This window comes from Campylobacter concisus (genome assembly GCF_003049705.1).
Classification (GTDB): Bacteria; Campylobacterota; Campylobacteria; order Campylobacterales; family Campylobacteraceae; genus Campylobacter_A; species Campylobacter_A concisus_AR.
Map to the genome: position 1 here is coordinate 147,282 of NZ_PIRF01000001.1, position 18,103 is coordinate 165,384.

The 18,103-nt window shown below is 35.6% G+C and carries 19 protein-coding genes; 4 read left to right on the forward strand and 15 right to left on the reverse strand.

The features are described from left to right. Positions 1 to 56: 56 nt before the first annotated feature. The 9 genes from CVT05_RS00785 to CVT05_RS00825 all read right to left on the reverse strand — a co-directional run bounded on the left by CVT05_RS00785 (position 57) and on the right by CVT05_RS00825 (position 7,742). Positions 57 to 2,345, reverse strand: coding sequence for an ATP-binding protein (locus tag CVT05_RS00785; RefSeq protein ID WP_107697464.1), 2,289 nt, complete (start codon positions 2,343 to 2,345; stop codon positions 57 to 59). Between the two features lie 8 nt (positions 2,346 to 2,353). Further along, positions 2,354 to 3,436: a pilus assembly protein PilZ gene (locus CVT05_RS00790; protein WP_107697465.1), complete on the reverse strand. Its 1,083-nt coding sequence runs from the start codon at positions 3,434 to 3,436 to the stop codon at positions 2,354 to 2,356. Positions 3,437 to 3,559: 123 nt separating this feature from the next. Beyond that, positions 3,560 to 4,159 (reverse strand): peroxiredoxin, encoded by a 600-nt coding sequence (locus tag CVT05_RS00795; RefSeq protein ID WP_107697466.1) that lies wholly within the window; start codon positions 4,157 to 4,159, stop codon positions 3,560 to 3,562. 238 nt (positions 4,160 to 4,397) lie between these two features. Continuing rightward, on the reverse strand, positions 4,398 to 5,402 hold the full coding sequence (locus CVT05_RS00800) for a beta-ketoacyl-ACP synthase III (RefSeq protein ID WP_107697467.1): 1,005 nt from the start codon (positions 5,400 to 5,402) through the stop codon (positions 4,398 to 4,400). Positions 5,403 to 5,405: 3 nt separating this feature from the next. Next, entirely contained in the window at positions 5,406 to 6,395 is a 990-nt protein-coding gene (gene plsX, locus CVT05_RS00805; RefSeq protein ID WP_072594492.1) for a phosphate acyltransferase PlsX, read from the reverse strand. A gap of 3 nt (positions 6,396 to 6,398) precedes the next feature. Further along, complete coding sequence (gene rpmF / locus CVT05_RS00810) at positions 6,399 to 6,545, reverse strand: 50S ribosomal protein L32 (RefSeq protein ID WP_002942540.1); 147 nt, start codon at positions 6,543 to 6,545, stop codon at positions 6,399 to 6,401. Positions 6,546 to 6,557: 12 nt separating this feature from the next. Further along, positions 6,558 to 6,917: a hypothetical protein gene (locus CVT05_RS00815; RefSeq protein WP_087579289.1), complete on the reverse strand. Its 360-nt coding sequence runs from the start codon at positions 6,915 to 6,917 to the stop codon at positions 6,558 to 6,560. Positions 6,918 to 6,933: 16 nt separating this feature from the next. Beyond that, positions 6,934 to 7,347 carry a nucleoside-diphosphate kinase gene (gene ndk / locus CVT05_RS00820; protein ID WP_107697468.1) on the reverse strand — a complete coding sequence of 138 codons (414 nt, stop codon included), beginning with the start codon at positions 7,345 to 7,347 and terminating at the stop codon, positions 6,934 to 6,936. Between the two features lie 110 nt (positions 7,348 to 7,457). After that, complete coding sequence (locus CVT05_RS00825; RefSeq protein WP_021091598.1) at positions 7,458 to 7,742, reverse strand: NADH-quinone oxidoreductase subunit I; 285 nt, start codon at positions 7,740 to 7,742, stop codon at positions 7,458 to 7,460. 175 nt (positions 7,743 to 7,917) lie between these two features. Between CVT05_RS00825 and uvrA the strand changes: the two genes are divergently transcribed. Next, positions 7,918 to 10,746 carry an excinuclease ABC subunit UvrA gene (gene uvrA, locus CVT05_RS00830; RefSeq protein WP_107697469.1) on the forward strand — a complete coding sequence of 943 codons (2,829 nt, stop codon included), beginning with the start codon at positions 7,918 to 7,920 and terminating at the stop codon, positions 10,744 to 10,746. A gap of 57 nt (positions 10,747 to 10,803) precedes the next feature. Here the strand turns inward: uvrA and CVT05_RS00835 are convergent, their stop codons facing one another. After that, on the reverse strand, positions 10,804 to 11,979 hold the full coding sequence (locus tag CVT05_RS00835; RefSeq protein ID WP_103600434.1) for an O-antigen ligase family protein: 1,176 nt from the start codon (positions 11,977 to 11,979) through the stop codon (positions 10,804 to 10,806). An 86-nt stretch (positions 11,980 to 12,065) separates the two neighbouring features. Here CVT05_RS00835 and CVT05_RS00840 point away from each other — a divergent pair, with 86 nt between their 5' ends. Genes CVT05_RS00840 through CVT05_RS00850 form a run of 3 tightly spaced genes read left to right on the forward strand, consistent with a single transcriptional unit; the run spans position 12,066 to position 14,914 of the window. Then, the gene (locus CVT05_RS00840) at positions 12,066 to 13,094 is read left to right on the forward strand and encodes a glycosyltransferase family 2 protein (RefSeq protein ID WP_159071208.1); all 1,029 of its coding nucleotides are present in this window, start codon (positions 12,066 to 12,068) and stop codon (positions 13,092 to 13,094) included. A 3-nt stretch (positions 13,095 to 13,097) separates the two neighbouring features. Beyond that, entirely contained in the window at positions 13,098 to 14,147 is a 1,050-nt protein-coding gene (locus tag CVT05_RS00845) for a glycosyltransferase family 4 protein (RefSeq protein ID WP_107697471.1), read from the forward strand. Then, positions 14,144 to 14,914 carry a polysaccharide deacetylase family protein gene (locus CVT05_RS00850; RefSeq protein ID WP_107697472.1) on the forward strand — a complete coding sequence of 257 codons (771 nt, stop codon included), beginning with the start codon at positions 14,144 to 14,146 and terminating at the stop codon, positions 14,912 to 14,914. Before CVT05_RS00845 ends, CVT05_RS00850 begins: the two co-directional genes overlap by 4 nt. 9 nt (positions 14,915 to 14,923) lie before the next feature. Here the strand turns inward: CVT05_RS00850 and CVT05_RS00855 are convergent, their stop codons facing one another. Genes CVT05_RS00855 through CVT05_RS00875 form a run of 5 tightly spaced genes read right to left on the reverse strand, consistent with a single transcriptional unit; the run spans position 14,924 to position 18,101 of the window. Beyond that, positions 14,924 to 15,709: a glycosyltransferase family 25 protein gene (locus tag CVT05_RS00855; protein ID WP_107697473.1), complete on the reverse strand. Its 786-nt coding sequence runs from the start codon at positions 15,707 to 15,709 to the stop codon at positions 14,924 to 14,926. A 17-nt stretch (positions 15,710 to 15,726) separates the two neighbouring features. Then, positions 15,727 to 15,972: a hypothetical protein gene (locus CVT05_RS00860; protein WP_107697474.1), complete on the reverse strand. Its 246-nt coding sequence runs from the start codon at positions 15,970 to 15,972 to the stop codon at positions 15,727 to 15,729. A 43-nt stretch (positions 15,973 to 16,015) separates the two neighbouring features. Next, positions 16,016 to 16,234 carry a hypothetical protein gene (locus CVT05_RS00865; RefSeq protein WP_107697475.1) on the reverse strand — a complete coding sequence of 73 codons (219 nt, stop codon included), beginning with the start codon at positions 16,232 to 16,234 and terminating at the stop codon, positions 16,016 to 16,018. Beyond that, positions 16,234 to 17,031, reverse strand: coding sequence for a polysaccharide deacetylase family protein (locus CVT05_RS00870; protein ID WP_107697476.1), 798 nt, complete (start codon positions 17,029 to 17,031; stop codon positions 16,234 to 16,236). Before CVT05_RS00870 ends, CVT05_RS00865 begins: the two co-directional genes overlap by 1 nt. After that, positions 17,028 to 18,101 carry a glycosyltransferase family 4 protein gene (locus CVT05_RS00875; protein ID WP_107697477.1) on the reverse strand — a complete coding sequence of 358 codons (1,074 nt, stop codon included), beginning with the start codon at positions 18,099 to 18,101 and terminating at the stop codon, positions 17,028 to 17,030. Before CVT05_RS00875 ends, CVT05_RS00870 begins: the two co-directional genes overlap by 4 nt. Positions 18,102 to 18,103: the final 2 nt, after the last annotated feature.

An 18,103-nucleotide genomic window follows, 5' to 3' on the forward strand; every position in this document is an offset into this window, starting at 1 on the left:
TTACCTTTTAAATTTAAAGAGAAATGATAGTAAAAAAATACTAATTATTTTATAAATCATCTCCACAAAAGTACGACTTTTTCGTCATAGATATCGCTTTTCTTTGGTGAAATTTGTATTTCATTTATGGTGATATTTTTTATATCATTTGCTTCTTTTAGCTCGTCGCTTTCTTTTTCAAATTTCTCTTCAAGTTCGCTAATGGCTAAATTTATATCATTTACGCTTTGCTCACTAAGCTTTACATCACTTCGCTCTTTTAAGACTCTATTTGCACTTCTTGCGCTTGATGCGATTTTACCCGCATTTTGACGAGATAAAAACTTGTTGCCAAATATCGCTCCAAGTATGCTAGCGCCTATATTTATGGCAGCATCAAGCCCACTTGTGGTCATCTCTTTTTGCTCTTTATCAAGCTTTGCTAGAGCCTTGTTTAGCTTATCTTGTAAGCTTTTTCGCTCTTTTTCAAATTTTGCTGTAAGTTTTGCGGTTTGTTCTTCTAAAATTTCATTGCACTTATCTTGAAGCCTGATATAAAACTGCACCTTTGTTTCATTGTTTTTTGAATAAATTCCTAATGCTTCAAAGATATTAAATTTGAAATTTCTATACAGATACTCTTTAAAATCTTTTTGGATATTGTCAAAATTTTTAGCTTTTAAAATAAAATTTGGCACAGCTGCAAAGCTAGCACCACTTGGCTCATTTTCGCTTGCATCAACGTGCATGCCTTCGCTAGCCTCACTCCAGTTTGGCTCTTTGTCATTTTCGTTTAGTTCATAAAGATAGCTTACTTCACAAACGATGTCTATGCCCTTTTTGGTGTCATAAATTCTCACCTTCGCACTTGCAAATAAATTTGGCGTGAGGCTTTTTGAGTTAGCATAAAGTTGTGTGATCTCATTTGAGATGATAGGCTTTGCGCTAAATTTCATCTCGCTTTTATCTACGCTTTGAGTACTTAAATTTTCTTTTTTATCTTTCATCAAATTTGAAATTTGCTCACGGCTGAGCGGACCTTTTAGATAGCTAAGTGCCCAGCGCGTGGAGATGACGTTTAAGCCGTCTTCGTTTATATTTTTGAGTAAGAAATTTCTTTTGGCTAAATTTGATATGAGATTTTCAAGTGAAGCTTTGTCTAAGCTTGAGCCTGCGATGCCGCTTAGTCCGTCTATAACGCGGGCTTTGTCCTGGGCTGTTTGGAGGCGGCCGATAAACCAAGTACCGATGTTGCTAAGGCCTTTATAGTCAAGATCTACTGGGTTTTGTGTGCTTAAGACACAGCCAAGACCAAATGCACGAGCTTGCTTTAAAAGTGTAAGCATAGGCGTTTTTGATGGTGGATTTGCATTTGGTGGGAAAAATCCAAAAATTTCATCCATATATAGGATCGCTCTAAGTGAGCTTGTGCCCTCGGTGCCGCGCATCCACGCGATGATCTCGTTTAGTAAAAGGGTGACAAAAAACATCCTCTCAGCGTCATTTAGGTGCGAGATCGTGAAGATGTTGCACTTTGCTTTGCCGTTTTCGTCAAATAGTATCTTTGAAATCTCTAGTCTAACGCCTTGCGTCCAGCCTTTAAAGCTTGGGCTTGCGATGAGAGCGTTTATCTTCATGGCAAGCTTTAGGCGCTCACTGCTTGGATAGAAGGTATCGACGTCAAAAACGCCTATCTTTTTAAACGGCGGATTTGCGATGAAATTAATAAGCTCTTCGATGCTTACGTCTTTTTGCTCTTTAAATTTAGTCTCAAATATGGTTGAGATGAGAAGCTGTTCTTTTGAGTTCATATCCTCGTAATTTATACCTACAAGAGATAACACCGATGCTGCAAGCGAATTTATATAGTTGCTAAAAATTTCTTCATCATTGATATTTGGGCAGGCAAAGTCGCTAAGTAGCGCTACACCTATGCCAGCTGAGCTTTTTGGTGTGTAGATGTTAAAGCTAGCGCTCTCTTTTAAAATTTTTACTCGCTCAAGATCTTGAAAGCTCGACTCTATGCCGTTTCTCCAAAGCTCGGCCTGAGCAGTGGCAAATTCCTCTACACTTTGACCTTTATTGGTTGCTTCTGCTTCATCTATGTATGGTAAAAAATCCTCCGGCCTCATCTGCGGAAAAGTGAGAGCTAAATTTGTGATGTCGCCCTTTGGATCGATGATGATAGAAGGGATATTGTCTATGCAGGCTTCTTCTAAAAGCGTGATACCAAGGCCTGTTTTACCGCTACCTGTCATACCTATGATAGCTGCGTGGGTGGTTAGATCCTTATTTTTATAAAAAAATGGCTCTTTGTCTTTTAATCCGATATAAAAAAGTTTTAAATTTTCTTGTATTGTTTTCACTAACTGCCTTATTCGTATAAATTTATACGTGAGCGAAGCTCGTCAAGCGTCTCTTTTATGCGCTTTTGCGTAAAATCTTTTATAGTTTCATCATCATCAATAAGCTTCATGCAGTATCTAATGTAACCTTTATAGGTTATTTCAGTAACTAATTTTAGCCTTAAAGAAACTCTTTTTACCATTTTTTCAGACATCAAGAGATCAAAATTGACTTCTAATTCTTCGTTATCTTTAAAATTTGCAGATTGTGAACTTAATACACTTATGCCGCCTTCGGAAACATCATAAAGGCTACCTTCGATCTTGTCTTGCTTGCCTTTGATGATAGTTTTGGTGAAACGATTTGGCAAGATACGTTGGAATTTTCTTTTATATGCGTACATCGTCGTATTTCGTAAGAAATTTGAAAGAGTGACGCCTTTATTGACTATATTGTAATTAACAATATCAGCACATAATGGCTTTGAGAAAAAGCTATTTGGCAAAATAAAACCTTTGCCGTCTTGTTTCATAGCTAAAATTTGCATCATATCCACGCGAAAAACGACACTATCTTCTTTAACTTCTAAAATTTCAGCCTCATATTTTATATTTAATCCATCATATAAATTTAAAAGCTCAGGCCTTACCTTGGCTTTTTTCATGCGAGTGAATGTATTGATTGGATCTTCATAAAAAAATGTTCCGGTTTCAATCATTTCTTTTACATTTGTTTCTTGCTGGTCTTTGGCACCACATAAAATTTCTTTGATTCTTGAAACGGCATTTACGAAATAACCTACGAAGGTGCTATTGTCGCAAGAGTGACTAAAATTTAAAGTCAAATTTAAAAGCAGGAAATTTATTAATTCGTCTCTTGCGTTTGATTTTGGTATTAGAATATTTAAATCATCTTGTAGCTGCGTAGCATTTGGCTTTTGAATAAGCAGTATATCAAAGATGTTTTTAAGACAAATTTTTATCTGATCGTGCGGCACGATAAATGTTAGCTGCCTACAAAATTTGATACCGTCATCGATAAATTTATCTCTTAATTTAAGTATGCTGTCTTCACAATTTATTACAAGCTCTTGCCTGCCTTTAAAATCCATGTAGTCTCCGGAATGTTGTTGATTAAAGCCAAGGCTATGATATAAAAAGTTATATTAAAAAAGTATTTAAATTTATTTGGAGGAGAAATTTCTAGGTAAAGGATACCTAGAAATTTCTATTGATTATAGTTTGCCTTCGTTGTGTGAAAGGTAGTCAGCAACGCCTTCTGTGCTTGGTTTCATACCAGCATCACCTTTGTTCCAGCCAGCTGGACAAACTTCGCCGTGCTCATTTGTAAATAGCATAGTATCTACCATTCTTATCATCTCATCGATGTTTCTGCCAAGTGGAAGATCATTGATAACTGCATGGCGAACAGTGCCATCTTTGTCTAGTAAGAATGAGCCACGAAGTGCCACACCAGCATCTTCTAGAAGTACGTCAAATCCGCGAGAGATTGATTTTGTCATATCAGCTACGATAGGGAAGCGAACTTTACCAATACCGCCTTTGTTTACCGGAGTCTCTTTCCATGCAAAATGTGAAAATTGGTTGTCGCATGAAACTGCGATAACTTCGATACCACGTGACTTAAACTCGTCATATCTTTTATCAAATGCGATAATCTCGCTTGGACAAACAAAAGTAAAATCCATTGGATAGAAAAATACAACCGCGCCTTTTTCGCCAATATTTTTATAAAGATTAAAATCATTTACAATTTGATTGTTTCCTAAAACTGCTGCAGCTGTAAAATCAGGTGCTTTTTTTGTTACTAACATTTGTTCTCCTTAATAATAAATTTTATTGATTGCGAAATTATATCTATTCAAAATTAAATTTAGTTTAAACATATTTTAGAAATTTTTATTTAGTAAATTTAGTGTTATTGGAAAAAATAGAAAATGGATTTTGTTAAAAGTTGTAAAAATTTGAATTTTAAAAATTTATTAATGAGAGTATTTGAAAGAAATTAGTAAAAGCATTGCTAAAAATTTAGAAAATGAATTATTGCGATTGTCATAAATCACTAAAATTCTTTCCGCCAAATTTTAGAATCGCTGATCCCCATGTAAAGCCGCCACCAAATGCATCAAGAAGTAAAATAGAACCATTTTTGATACGGCCGTCTTCATAGGCATCATTTATAGCCATCGGAATTGAAGCAGAGCTTGTATTGCCATATTTGGCAACAGTCAAGACACATTGCTCATCTTTAAAATTTAATCTATTTTTTACTGCGTCTATTATTCTTATATTTGCTTGATGAGGTATAAAAAAATCAATATCTTCGCTTTGCATTTTGTTTGCATGCAAAATTTCTATTACGCTTTTGCTAAGTGTTTGAACTGCTATTTTAAAAACTTCATTTCCACTCATATGGATGAAATTTAGTCTATTTTTTAGTGTTTCCTCACTGGCTGGAAATACACTCCCGCATCCTGGAGTTATTAAAAGTTCAGCTTGCTTGCCGTCACTTGCTGTATGAATATCAATGATCTCATTACCATTACTACTACTAATTACAGCTGCACCTGCTCCATCACCAAATAGTATACAAGTGCTTCTATCTGTATAGTCAACAATAGAGCTTAATTTTTCGGCTCCGATAATTAATACGTTTTTTTTGGCACCGCTAACAATGAGAGAATTTGCAAGCTCTAAAAGATAAATAAAACCGGTACAAGCCGCACTTATATCAAATGCTGTAACTCCATAATTTAAACCCAAATTTGCAGCTATTTTGCAAGCGGTAGATGGCATACAAAGATGATCCGGAGATATTGTGGCACAGATGATTGCATCGATTTGAGATTTATCAAATCCTGAGCGTTTTATAGCTAATTCACCAGCTTTTGTACCAAGGTCACTTGTTGTTTCGTTAGTTGCAATATGCCTTTGTTCAATACCTGTTCGCTTTACTATCCATTCATCACTTGTTTCAACCATTTTCTCAAAGTCAAAATTTGTTAGAATTTTTTCTGGAATATAAGAAGCGATAGAAATCAGTGAAGCTTTTGGCATATTTTACCTTGCAAAGTGCGAAAGTTCTTCTTCGATAACTTTATTTATATTTGAATTAGCAAATTTTATTGCTTGAAAAATTGCATTCTTTATAGCTTTTGAATTGCTTTTGCCGTGACTTATGATAACACAACCATTTACACCAAGAAGCGGTGCACCGCCATATTCGTCATAGCTAACCTGCTTTTTGAGCGTTTTAAAAACTTTTCTCATGAGTACAGAGCCAGCTATAGCAAGAGGTGATTTTTTAATTTGTTTTTTGATAATTTTACCTATAGCATCTGCAACGCCTTCACTAGTTTTTAAAAGAATATTTCCCATAAAACCATCACAAACCATTACATCGATACTGCCATCAAAAATTTGATTACCTTCTGCATTGCCAACAAAGCTATCAAGCCTAGAAACTAATTTAAATGCTTCTTTGCTAACTTCATTGCCTTTGCTTTCTTCTTCACCATTTGATAAAAGACCAACTTTTGGCTCTTTTCTACCTAAAATTTCTTTTGCATAGGCTTCACCCATTATGGCAAATTGAAACAGATGCTCACTTCTGCAATCAACATTTGCACCAACATCTAAAACTAAAGTAGCAGATTCTTTTGAATTTGGCATAAGTGTTGCAATTGCTGGGCGAGAAATATTTTTTAGTCTACCAATTCTTAGAGTAGCTAAACTCATAGTTGCACCACTATGACCAGCAGAAACTACAGCATCAACTTCCTTATTTTTTAAGAGTTCAATTGCTTTGTAGATCGTACTATCTTTTCTCTTGAGTGCATCAGTTGCACCATCTGCCATTGAGATAACTTCGCTAGCTTCTAAAAATTCGATATTTTTTAAATAAGATTGTGGAATGAGTGGTTTGATGACATTGCTATCGCCAACTAATACGGCTTTAAATTCTGTCTCTTTTAGTGCATCAATAACACCAGATATTATAGGATCTGCACCAAAATCACCACCCATAGCATCGATAGCAATGCGAATCATATTTTAATATTCACCCGTAGTTTTGTTTATACGGTGAGGCATTTTCCAAGAACCATCTTTGTCTTTTACAGGTACTGGAAGTGTAACTTTATAATGTGTTCTACGTTTTGCTGCACGAGAATGACTCACTCTTCGCTTTGGTACTGCCATTTTTACTCTCCTTTATAAATTTTTACATTTTTCACAATAGAAATAATCACTTTTAAAAGCTTCTAACTCGCTCTCAAAGACTTCTTTTAAATTAATATTGCCATCGAAAAATTCCATCGTATTGCTAAGCTCATTTTCGCTATCTTTATAGATACCATCACTTAAATTTAGCTCTACATCTTGATCGATAGGCAACATAAATGCTTCACCGCATCGATCGCAAACATAATTTATATTCCCTTTTATTTTACCTTGACATTTTACCAAAAAAGGGTCTTTTCTTTTTAAAATTCCAATAAAAACTAAATTATCATTTCCTACTAGCTCAAAGCTTATATCTTTGTTTGCTATTTTAGAAAAAGATATAATCAATTTTCTTGACCTAAAATTAGCAAATTTCTCTTGAAGCAAAAAAGAAATTTATTTCATTCACAGCATTTTCTAGACTATCACTTCCGTGAACTGCATTTGCATCAATGCTATCGGCAAAATCAGCCCTTATAGTACCAGGAGTTGCTTCTTTTGGGTTGGTAGCACCCATAAGCTCACGGTTTTTAGCAACAGCATTTTCACCTTCAAGTACCATAACCACAACTGGTCCACTAATCATAAATTCAACCAAATTATTAAAAAATGGTCTATCTTTATGAACAGCGTAAAATGCTTTTGCATCGCATTTGCTAAGTTGGATTTTCTTTGCAGCTGCGATCCTTAGGCCGTTACTTTCAAATCTATCTATAATTTTTCCAACAACATTTTTCTTAACAGCATCAGGCTTAATAATAGAAAGTGTTCTTTGCATAAATTTTTCCTTAAATCTAGGTTATTTAAATTGAAGTTGGCAATTATATCAAATAAAGCTTAAAAATAAAATAGGCTCAATTTGAGCCTAAAAAATTTATAAATATAAATTTATTGAATAACTGGAATAGAACCATTGCGTGCATCAGCACCGATCTGATCGCGTGAAGGTTGTCCTGCTACCACTGCGTCCCATACGATACAACCGTCAGTTGGACAGGCAGATGCACAGGCTGGCTCATCGTTGTAGCCTACGCACTCAACGCATTTATTTGAATAAACATAGTATGTATCTGCTCCAGTTGGGTTGTCGCTATCATCAACGATAGCTGAAACTGGGCATTCATCAATACATGAACCACAGCTTATGCATATATCAGTTATTTTTACAGACATTTTTTTCTCCTTAGGTTAAAATTTGGCGTAGAATATCAAAAAAAGCTGAAAATGATATAAATAAGCCCTTAAATTTAACTACGATCTTAAATTTTAGAAAAACTACTTTATAAATTTTTTATCACTTTTAGACTAAATTTACAGATTAAAATTTTAAAAAGGTTGTATAAATTTAATGAACGATATTATTGAAATAACTGGCGCAAGGGAACATAACTTAAAAAATATAAATCTTAAAATTCCTAAAAATAAATTAGTAGTTTTTACCGGTCTTAGCGGAAGCGGCAAGAGTACGCTAGCCTTTGATACGCTCTATGCCGAGGGACAAAGAAGATACATGGAGAGCCTTAGCAGCTATGCTAGGCAGTTTTTAGATCGCGTTGGCAAGCCTGATGTTGATAAGATAGAAGGTTTAACGCCTGCTATTGCGATCGATCAAAAGACGACTTCTAAAAACCCTCGCTCAACGGTCGGTACGATTACAGAAATTTATGATTATCTAAGGCTTTTGTACGCAAGAGTCGGCGTTCAGCACTGCCATAAATGTGGCAAACCTATCTCAAAAATGAGTGCAAGCGATATCATAAATGAAATTTCAAAACTCCCACTTGGCGCAAAAGTGATCATCTATGCGCCGCTAGTTCGTGAGAAAAAGGGCACATGGGCGGATTTGATCGAAAATTTACGCCAAAAAGGCTTTGTAAGAGCGCAAATAGATGGCGTGGTGGTGAGGCTTGATGAGGATATCGAGCTTGCAAAAACGAAAAAACACACGATCAAGGTTATTGTTGATAGGATTGCTATCGATGAGCAAAATCACGAACGCCTTGCAAGTGACGTAGAAAAGGCGCTAAATGAGAGCTTTGGCGAGGTCGAGATAGAGATCGCAAATGCTGATGAGCTGGGCTTAAAAGAGAGTTTTATACATTACAGCGAGCACATGGCTTGTTTTGATTGTAAAATTTCATTTACGCCGCTTGAGCCACTTAGCTTTAGCTTTAACTCGCCAAAGGGCGCTTGCGAGCACTGCGACGGACTTGGCATAAGATATAGCCTAGATATGAGTAAGATCATTGATGAAGAAAAGTCGATAGAAAATGGTGCGATCAAGCTACTTTATGGCTATAACATGAGCTATTACTATAAATTTTTACTTGCTTTTTGCGAGCAAAATGGCATCGATATCAAAAAGCCATATTATGAGCTTAGCGAAGATGAAAAGAGGCTCGTTTTATATGGAAATGTCAAAGAAGTTGAGTTTTTTTGGAAGCGAAATAAGCTGCTTAGAAAATTTGATGGAGTGGTTAAAATTTCACACGGGCTTTTGAAGGATTATAAAGACTTTGATGAGTATATGAGTGAGAAAATTTGTGACGCTTGCAACGGTCACAGGCTAAAGCCTCAAAGTTTAGCGGTCAAGGTCGCTAGCCTTGGACTTGGTGAAATTTTAGATATGAGCATAGAAAACTGTACCGCTTTTTTCTCGAATGAGAAAAATTTCGCCTATCTTAGTGACTACGACAAGGCGATCGCAAAGCCTATCTTAAAAGAGATCAACGAGAGGCTTTTCTTCTTGTATGACGTGGGACTTGGCTACTTGTCGCTTGGGCGCGATGCTAGGACGATCAGCGGCGGCGAGGCACAGCGCATCAGGATCGCAAGCCAGATAGGAAGTGGGCTAAGTGGCGTCATGTATGTGCTTGATGAGCCAAGTATCGGCCTTCACGAGCGAGATACGTTAAAACTCATAAAGACGCTTAGAAATTTACAAGCCAAAGGCAACTCTGTAATCGTCGTCGAGCATGATAAAAAAACGATAGAAGAGGCTGATTTTATCGTAGATATCGGCCCTGGAGCTGGTAAATTTGGCGGTAATGTGGTCTTTGCAGGCACAGCAAAAGAGCTTTTAAGCTCAGATACTCAGACTGCACAATACATAAATGGTAAGAAAAAGATCAACTATCAAAAAAATAGAAAAGCTGAGAAGTGGCTTGAAATTTCAAATGTAAATATCAACAATATCTCAAATTTAACCGCGAAATTTCCACTTAGAAATTTAGTTGGCATCACTGGCGTATCAGGATCTGGCAAGAGCTCTCTAGTGCTTCAGACCTTGCTCCCAGAGGCGCAGGAGCAGCTAAATAGAGCTAAAAAAGTGAAAAAAATAGCTGGGGTAAATTTAAGCGGACTTGAGAATTTAGACAAGGTGATCTATCTTGATCAAAGCCCGATAGGCCGCACCCCACGCTCAAATCCAGCGACATACACTGGCGTGATGGACGAGATCAGAAATTTGTTTGCGCAGACTAAAGAAGCTAAGCTTAGAGGCTATAAAATAGGGCGCTTTAGCTTCAATGTTAAAGGTGGACGCTGCGAAAAGTGCCAAGGCGAGGGCGAGATCACGATTGAGATGCACTTTTTGCCTGATATTAACGTAGTTTGTGACGTTTGTAATGGTGCTAGATATAACGCTCAAACCTTGGAAATTTTATACAAGGGCAAAAACATCGCTGAGGTGCTAAATATGAGCATCGACGAGGCAGTTGAGTTCTTTAAAGCTGTACCAAAGATCGCTTCAAAACTCACCACACTTCAAGACGTAGGGCTTGGCTACATCACTCTCGGACAAAATGCAGTCACACTAAGTGGCGGCGAGGCGCAACGTGTGAAGCTAGCAAAAGAGCTTAGTAGAAGCGACACTGGAAATACGCTTTATATCCTTGATGAGCCAACGACGGGGCTTCATTTTGCCGATGTTGATAGGCTAGTAAAGGTGCTAAATCACTTAGTTGATCTTGGAAATTCAGTCTTTGTGATCGAGCATAATATGGATGTTATCAAAAACTGCGACTATATCGTCGATATGGGGCCAGAAGGTGGTGCAAAGGGCGGTAAAGTGATAGCGTGCGGCAGTGTAAAAGAAGTAGCTAAAAATTATAAAAAAACTGGTAGCTATACAGGAGAATTTCTAGCACAAGAGCTTGAGGAAATGAAGAAAAAGTAGAAATTTAGCTCAACCGTTTCTTTGTAAAATTTGAAACGGTTGAGGCGTGTTGGAGCATTAGCTAATTTTTAAGGTCGATTTTTTATCTGTCGCACTTAAAGCTAGAGCCCAAAATAGTAGCATTAAAAGTGCATTTTCATGGTGAAACGTTGTATTTGCAAGTGAAATTATATTATTAGCCATAAGCATTAAAAGTGCAAGAAAAACTATGTTATTTTGTCTAAAATTTTTAATAAATTTTATAAAGAGTGATAGTTGAAATACCAAATATGCAAGCAAGGCAACGATGCCCTTTTCTGTTAAAAATGTTAAAAAGGTGTTGTGAGAATGACTAACATGAATCTCGCCATTGCCTGGAAAATACTTTGTTATGTCAATGATTTTAAACTGACCAGAACCTATCCCAAATAATGGATTCTCAAGCCACATATAAAATGCACTAGCAAAGATCGGATATCTAGTCTCTGATCCTGTCACACCCTTTGTTAGCTGACTATAAAATCTTTCATCTTGTATAATATTTGCTGATATATATGTATAAAAAATGGCTATGACACTAAATAAAATTATTAGACTAAATGCTAATTTAAGTTCAGTTTGCCTTTTTGAAATTTGATAAAGTAATATAGAAAAAATGATAATAGGCAAAAGATACATGGTGGCTCTTGAGCCAGCGATCATAATGCCAAATACACAAATCCCAGCTACTATTATAGCTATATATTTTTCATATATCTTTTTAAGCTCAGCTGATGATATTAAAGCTACACAAAAAACTAGTAGCATAAAAATAGCACTATGATTTACGTGTCCTATTGATTTAAGCTCAAAAAGTGCTAAAGGATCATTTGAAGAGAATTTTTCTACACAAGCAGGGATAAATGCAACAATCAAACCAGCAAATAAGGCAAAAAATAAAAATTTAAAATTTATTTTTTCTATGCCAACACTTCTGGCTACAAAGAAAAATAGCATACACCTTAGCGGATCAAGTGCTCTTGATGCAGAAACTCCATTTATAAGACAACTTATAAAAGTAGCCAAAACAAAGATAAAAAGTGAGATATTTATGAGATCAAATTTAAATTGCCTTTTTTCTCTGACGCAAATATAAATTCCAGCCAAGACGAAAAGTGTGAGTGAAATTTGCTTTAAGCCCTCAGTTACTGGTAGCGTAAATAAGACAATAACTAAAAAAAGATTGTAGAGCTTAGAGGCAATGTCGTTTTTCATGCAGATCCTTTAAATTTTAAGTGGGCATTTTATCATTGCTGAACTAAAAATAATATACAATTAAACAAAAATTAAAAGGAAGTATCGTGCCTGATGTGAAAATAAGCTTTGTAGTGCCTGTTTTTAACAAAAAAGAGCATATTAGGGATTGTTTAAATTCGCTTATATCTCAAGACATGGATGATATTGAGATTATAGTTATTAATGATGGAAGTACTGATAATACGCTAGAAATATTAGAAGAATATAAAGATAAAATAATATTAAAGACAAAGAGCAATGCTGGTGTCAGTGCTGCCAGAAATGACGGTATATTACTAGCTAGTGGGAAATATACTATCTGCGTAGATGCTGATGACTATGTGGAAAAAGATTATGCTTCAAGTGTTTATGATATCGCAGAAAAATTTGATGCCGACATAGTGATAACAGATATGTGTAAGGTCTATGGTCATAAAAAGCTCCTTTTAAAGGATTTTGAGACAAAAGAGGATGGCGTAATCGATAAAAACGAGTATTTAAAAAGGCTTTTGGCCTCAAGGCACAACAAAGTCTTGCATAATGCGGCAAACAAGGCGATTAGGACTAAAATTTTAAAAGAAAATTTATTTCCAGTTGGGATCACGCAAGCTGAAGATTTTCATACTGTAGTGAGAAATGTTATCGCTTCAAAAACTCTTGTAAAGCTAAATAAGGCTTTTTATTGCTATAAGATAGGAGACAACAACACTGCTGGTTTTGAAAAGCTAAAAGCTGCGATAGATCATAAATTTGTTTATGATGACATAATCTCAATTTTAAAAAACAAAAATTTAGCTCTTGAAATGGTGCCAGATCTAGAGCTTAGAAAGATAAAAAGCGTCTATATGCCAGCCATTTTGGCAAGACCAAATCTAAAAAATAGTAGCTATGTAAAGGCACTTGATCTTTTTTATGCAGATATTGATAGCATTATAAGCTCAGCTGGTTTTTCAAAGCTTAGATTAAAACAAAGAATTTTGCTTAAAGTGCTAAAAAATGTAAAATTGTACGAAAATGTATCAAAAATTTTAAAAATCTTTAATACAATAAATGGCTTTTTGTCAAATAAAAAAATGAAAGAATTTAAAGAGTAGAAGATGATAAATATACTTGAGCTTGAAAGCTCTCTTGGATTTGGTGGACAGGAACACCGCACACAGCGTGTGATAAATGGACTAGATAAGAGCAAATTTAAGGTTTTTTATGGGCTAAATCCTGGCTCAAAAAGCTTTGAGAAGCAAATAGAGTGTGAATTCGTTGAGTTTAATCTCAAAAAGTCTTTCAATATCTTTGAAATTTTAAAAATTTGCAAATTTGTAAAGCAAAATAATATAAAAATCATCTCAACTCACTCAGGCAAAGACGGCACCATAGGCGCTATCGTGGGCAAAATTTGCGGCGTTAGTGTGGTTCGTACTAGGCATTTGCAGCTGCCTATAACATCGCCTTTGCCTTATAATCTAAGCACAAAAGTAGTCGGCGTGTGTGACTCAGTATGTGAGGATCTTATAAAAAGAGGCGTAAAAAAAGAGAAGGTGCTAAAAATCTACACTGGCATCGATACGCAAAAATATACGCCAGAATTTAAGATAAATATGAAAAAAGAATTTGGCTTAAATGACGATGTAGTTGGAGTTTGTATCGTTGCGGTGCTAAGAGCTGCTAAAAATCATAAGCTCTTAATCGATGCATTTAGCGAGCTAAATTTGGAAAATTCAGCCCTTTTTATCGTAGGCGATGGTCCGCAAAATAAAAATTTACACGAATATATAAAAGATAAAAAAAATATCTTTATGCTTGGCAATAGAACCGATGTGAGCGATTTTTTGGGCTCACTTGATATCTGTGTGCTACCTTCAGACATGGAGGCTATCGGCGGGGCGCTACTTGAGGCATCTTCGTGCAAGTTAGCTACTATCGGAAGTGCCGTTGGCGGTCTTGGTGAGGCAGTGAGTGATGGAAAGAGTGGATTTTTATTTCAAAATGGCGATAAAGAAGGGCTAAAAAAAGTACTTGAAAGGCTCATCTTGGATAAAAATTTAAGAAAACAGATGGGTGAGTTTGGCAGAGAGTATGTAAAAGAGGTATTTAGTATCGAAAAAATGATAGAAAACACACAAAATTTATATATGGAACTTGTAAAATGAGTGTAACTGTTTTGATGTATCACCACGTGCTTGAAAAGAGTGGTTTTATCGCTAGCAGCGTGGATGAGTTTAGATCGCATATGAAATTTCTAGCTAAAAATGGCTATAAAACGTTAAGTATAAATGAGTTTATCGCTTATAAAAAAGGCGAGCTTGAAGTGCCAAAAAAGAGTGTTTGCATAACATTTGATGATGGCTGGATGGATAACTACATTTACGCCTATCCTATCGTGAAGGAATTTGGGCTAAAAGCAAATATTTTTATAATTACTGGCTGGATAGAAGCGGCACAAAAGGCACACGAGATGAGGCCTGCTAGCTTTTTAAATGTCGATCACAACGAGTGCAAGAGGCTTGCTCTAAGTAGGCCACAAGATGTGATTTTAAATTTAGAGCAGATCGAGAAAATGAGCGACTGCTTCTACTTTCATTCACACACGCATGGACATTTTGATGGATATTTTGGGCAGCTTAGTCTGGACGAGGAATTTGGCCTTTGCCGTGAATTTATGAAGAAAAATTTTGGCTTTGAGGACGATGCACTTTGCTGGCCGCGCGGTAAATATAATGACGAATATCTAAGTACTGCTAAAAAGCACGGATACAACGCGTTTTTCACTACAAAACGTGGCATTAATAAAGCTGATGGCAACCTTGAAGAGATAAAGCGCATTGTTACAAAACGTGATGAAAAATGGCTAAAAAAGACTATGTTTATATATCAAAATGATATTTTAGGCTCGATTTACGCGGCTATAAGGTCCTAGTGGGCTAAATTATTTGGTAAAAATTTTCTCATTTTTTACTATATGCTTCTCGTAAAATCTTGAAACCTTGTATGAGAAATCTTTATTACATTTTTTAAAAAGAGAATTTATCTTCTCTTTTTGCTTTCTTTGCAACTCTAAAGTAGAGTTGTTAAGCTCATCTGGATGAGAAAAGATATTACTAAAGTACATTTTAAGCTCAGTATTTCTTAAAATAGCCTCCCATTTATCGGCTCCATAAAGACCATCTTTATAAAAATCAAGTAAAGATTTTGCACTTTTTCTCGTTAAGATATAGGCTGCTGTCCTATAAATACTGCTATATGAGTATGGTGAGATGAGATATAAATTTTCTTTTATTTTTTTGCCAAAAGCACGAAATCTACTACTTAACCCATCTTGCACACCGCATATAAAAATACTATCACTACTTATATCTTTGCATAGTAAAAAGGCTTCATTTATTAGTTCATCATTTCCAATAACATCATCCTCTAATATTAAAGTAAATTCCGCATCGCTTTGTAAAAAATCCTCATAGGCTTTTATATGTGACATTGTGCAGGCTAGCTCACCCGGAGTTGCTACTAATGGTGGTATTTTAAATTTATACTTTTCATCGCATGATTTTAGTAGGCAATCTATCATGGCTTTGTAGTACTCATTGATGCTAAAATTTTTAGCATCAACTGCATCTATTATTTTAAATTCATCATATCTATTAAATTGTTTTTGTAAATTTTGCCTTCGCTCTTCATCTCTTTTTAGTGATATAACATAGATAGGATAGTTCACTTTTTACTCCAGTAATTTTAAATATTTCGCTTTATTGGCGATTTGAACTCTAGTTTAAATTTATACTCAAGACCTGCTAGATCAAGCTCTTTTTTGTCTATATGCTTTTGAGTGTTGTCTAGATCTTCACCGGAGTTTCTCTTATAAATTCCGGCTATTCGAGCAGCTTCTTCATCAGCATTTAAAACACAAAGTATATCGCATTTGCTGATGCGCGAAAAAGGATACGCACTTGCATATATTACAATCTTTACAAACGGCATGATAAATTTAAAAAACGGTCTTAGCTCATCTTTGTGATCGGCTTTAATTTTTACCCTTGTCCGTATAAAAAAAGAGATTTATACTCATTACACCATCGTCTATGACAGCGATCTGATGCGGCTTAAAGTCTACAAAACCTTTGCGCCTTAGTTCTTTGCAAAGTGTGCTTTTGTCGCTACCATGAAGTCCAGTAAGAGCGATTAAGGCTCGTTTTTTATCTTTTAAAATTTTTTTACAAGCCTCATTTAATGCTTCAAACATTATTTATAGCCCCTATTCCTAAAATCTGAGTAAAATTTGCCAATAAATGGAGTTGAATAAATAAAAAGCTTCTTTTTGATCCTAAAAATGTAGTCGTTCTCACTCTTTGCATTGTTTGATATATCTATGCGTCTTATCTTAAATTTATCATCTCCTACGCAAAATCCACCGTCTATTACACTAAAGGCAAAATCATAATAATCTCTCACAACTTTTAGTGAAAGCTCGTTAAAATGCCCTTTGGGAAAGCAAAATCCAAATTCTTTTTTTTCAGGAAAAAGCTCTTTTATTTTAGTAAGCGAGCTTGAAAATTCCTCTCTTAACTTTGCTTCATCGTTGCTTTTGCAAGAAAAGTGGCTGGCTGTATGGCTGTCAAACTCAAAAAGCCCACTCTCTTGCATCTGCCTGATCTCGTCTAAATTTAAAAAATACTCACCATCTTTTTCGTAGTCTATTTCTTTATGTTTTTTAAATGCAAAGTCGTAATCTTGCCTTTTAAAATCTTTAATCTTATCTGTTATCAAAAAGCAAACAGCTGGGGTATTTAGCTCTTTTAAGATAGGAAATGCAAATTTATAGTTATCAAAATACCCATCATCAAAGGTTAGTAAAATACTCTTTTTAGAAGCCTTTACTCGGCCGCTAGCAATATCTTTAAACTGGCTGTAGTTTATAAATTTATAGCCCTCATCTAGAGCCATAAGAAGTGCTTTTCTAAATAGCTCCGGCTTAATGGCAAAGTCGTTTTCATTGTTATTACAGTGGTGCATCGTTAGCACGCAAACTGGGTAGTTCATTTTTGCTCCAGTAAATTTTTAATAGCCTCTTTTAGCGCCTTATGACTAAAGTTTTCATCTACAAATTTAAAGGCATTTTGTGAGTAAATTTTGGCTTTTTCAGGCTCGTCTATCAGCTCTAAAATACACTCTTTTAGAGAAACCTCATCTAAATTTTTAGCACAAAGCCCACGCTCTTTGTCTTTAACTAGCACGTTCATTGGGGCGTTATCATAGACTACGACCGGCACTTTTGAGCTCATTGCTTCAAGCAATACAGTACCAAGCCCCTCAGAGTGCGAAGCAAATACGTAGATGTCAAAACTTTTTATAACATTTGCCGCGTCATTTCTAAATCCAGTAAATATGATCTTATCTTTTTTGCTAAAAATAGAGGCAATCTCGTTTTTTGTGCTTTCGCTGATATTTCCTGCAAAAACTATTGTGGCGTCCTTCTCTTTTAAAATTTCTTTTGCAGCAATTGCAAAGTCATAGACACCTTTCTTGCGGTAAAGAGAGGTAAAAGTACCGATGACTAGCTCATCTTGAGAGATATTAAACTCATCTCTAAAAGTGCTTTTTGTGCTATTAATCTTTTCAACATCAACCGTGCTTGGCATAAAAAAGAGCCTATCTTCGCTAACACCGATGCTTAGCAGATACTCCTTAACGCTAGTTGAGATGTACAAAATTTTATCAAAAAGCTTTTTGTGCATAAATTTAGAAACAAGCCCTTTTATCGGAAAGAGATTATGTCTTTCTTTATAAAATTTAATGCCTTTTTTGCGATATTTCAGCCCAGCTATGGCGCCGACCCAGCTATCAGTAGAGCCATGCGTAATCACAACATCTATCTTGTTTGAGCTTATCGCTTCACAAAACGCTGGCACGCTTTTATGAAAATTTTTCTTATTCATCTCTTGTGCTATAACGCTAAAGCCTTCTTCTTTTGCAATACTTTCTATCTGAGAATTTGGGTTGCAAAAAAGTATGACATTGTGACCCATCTCACGCATAAAACGCATCTCATTTAGTGTCTTGTTTTGCTCGCCACCCCAATTAAAAAGTGTCTGCGTGTGAAGAATATTCATCT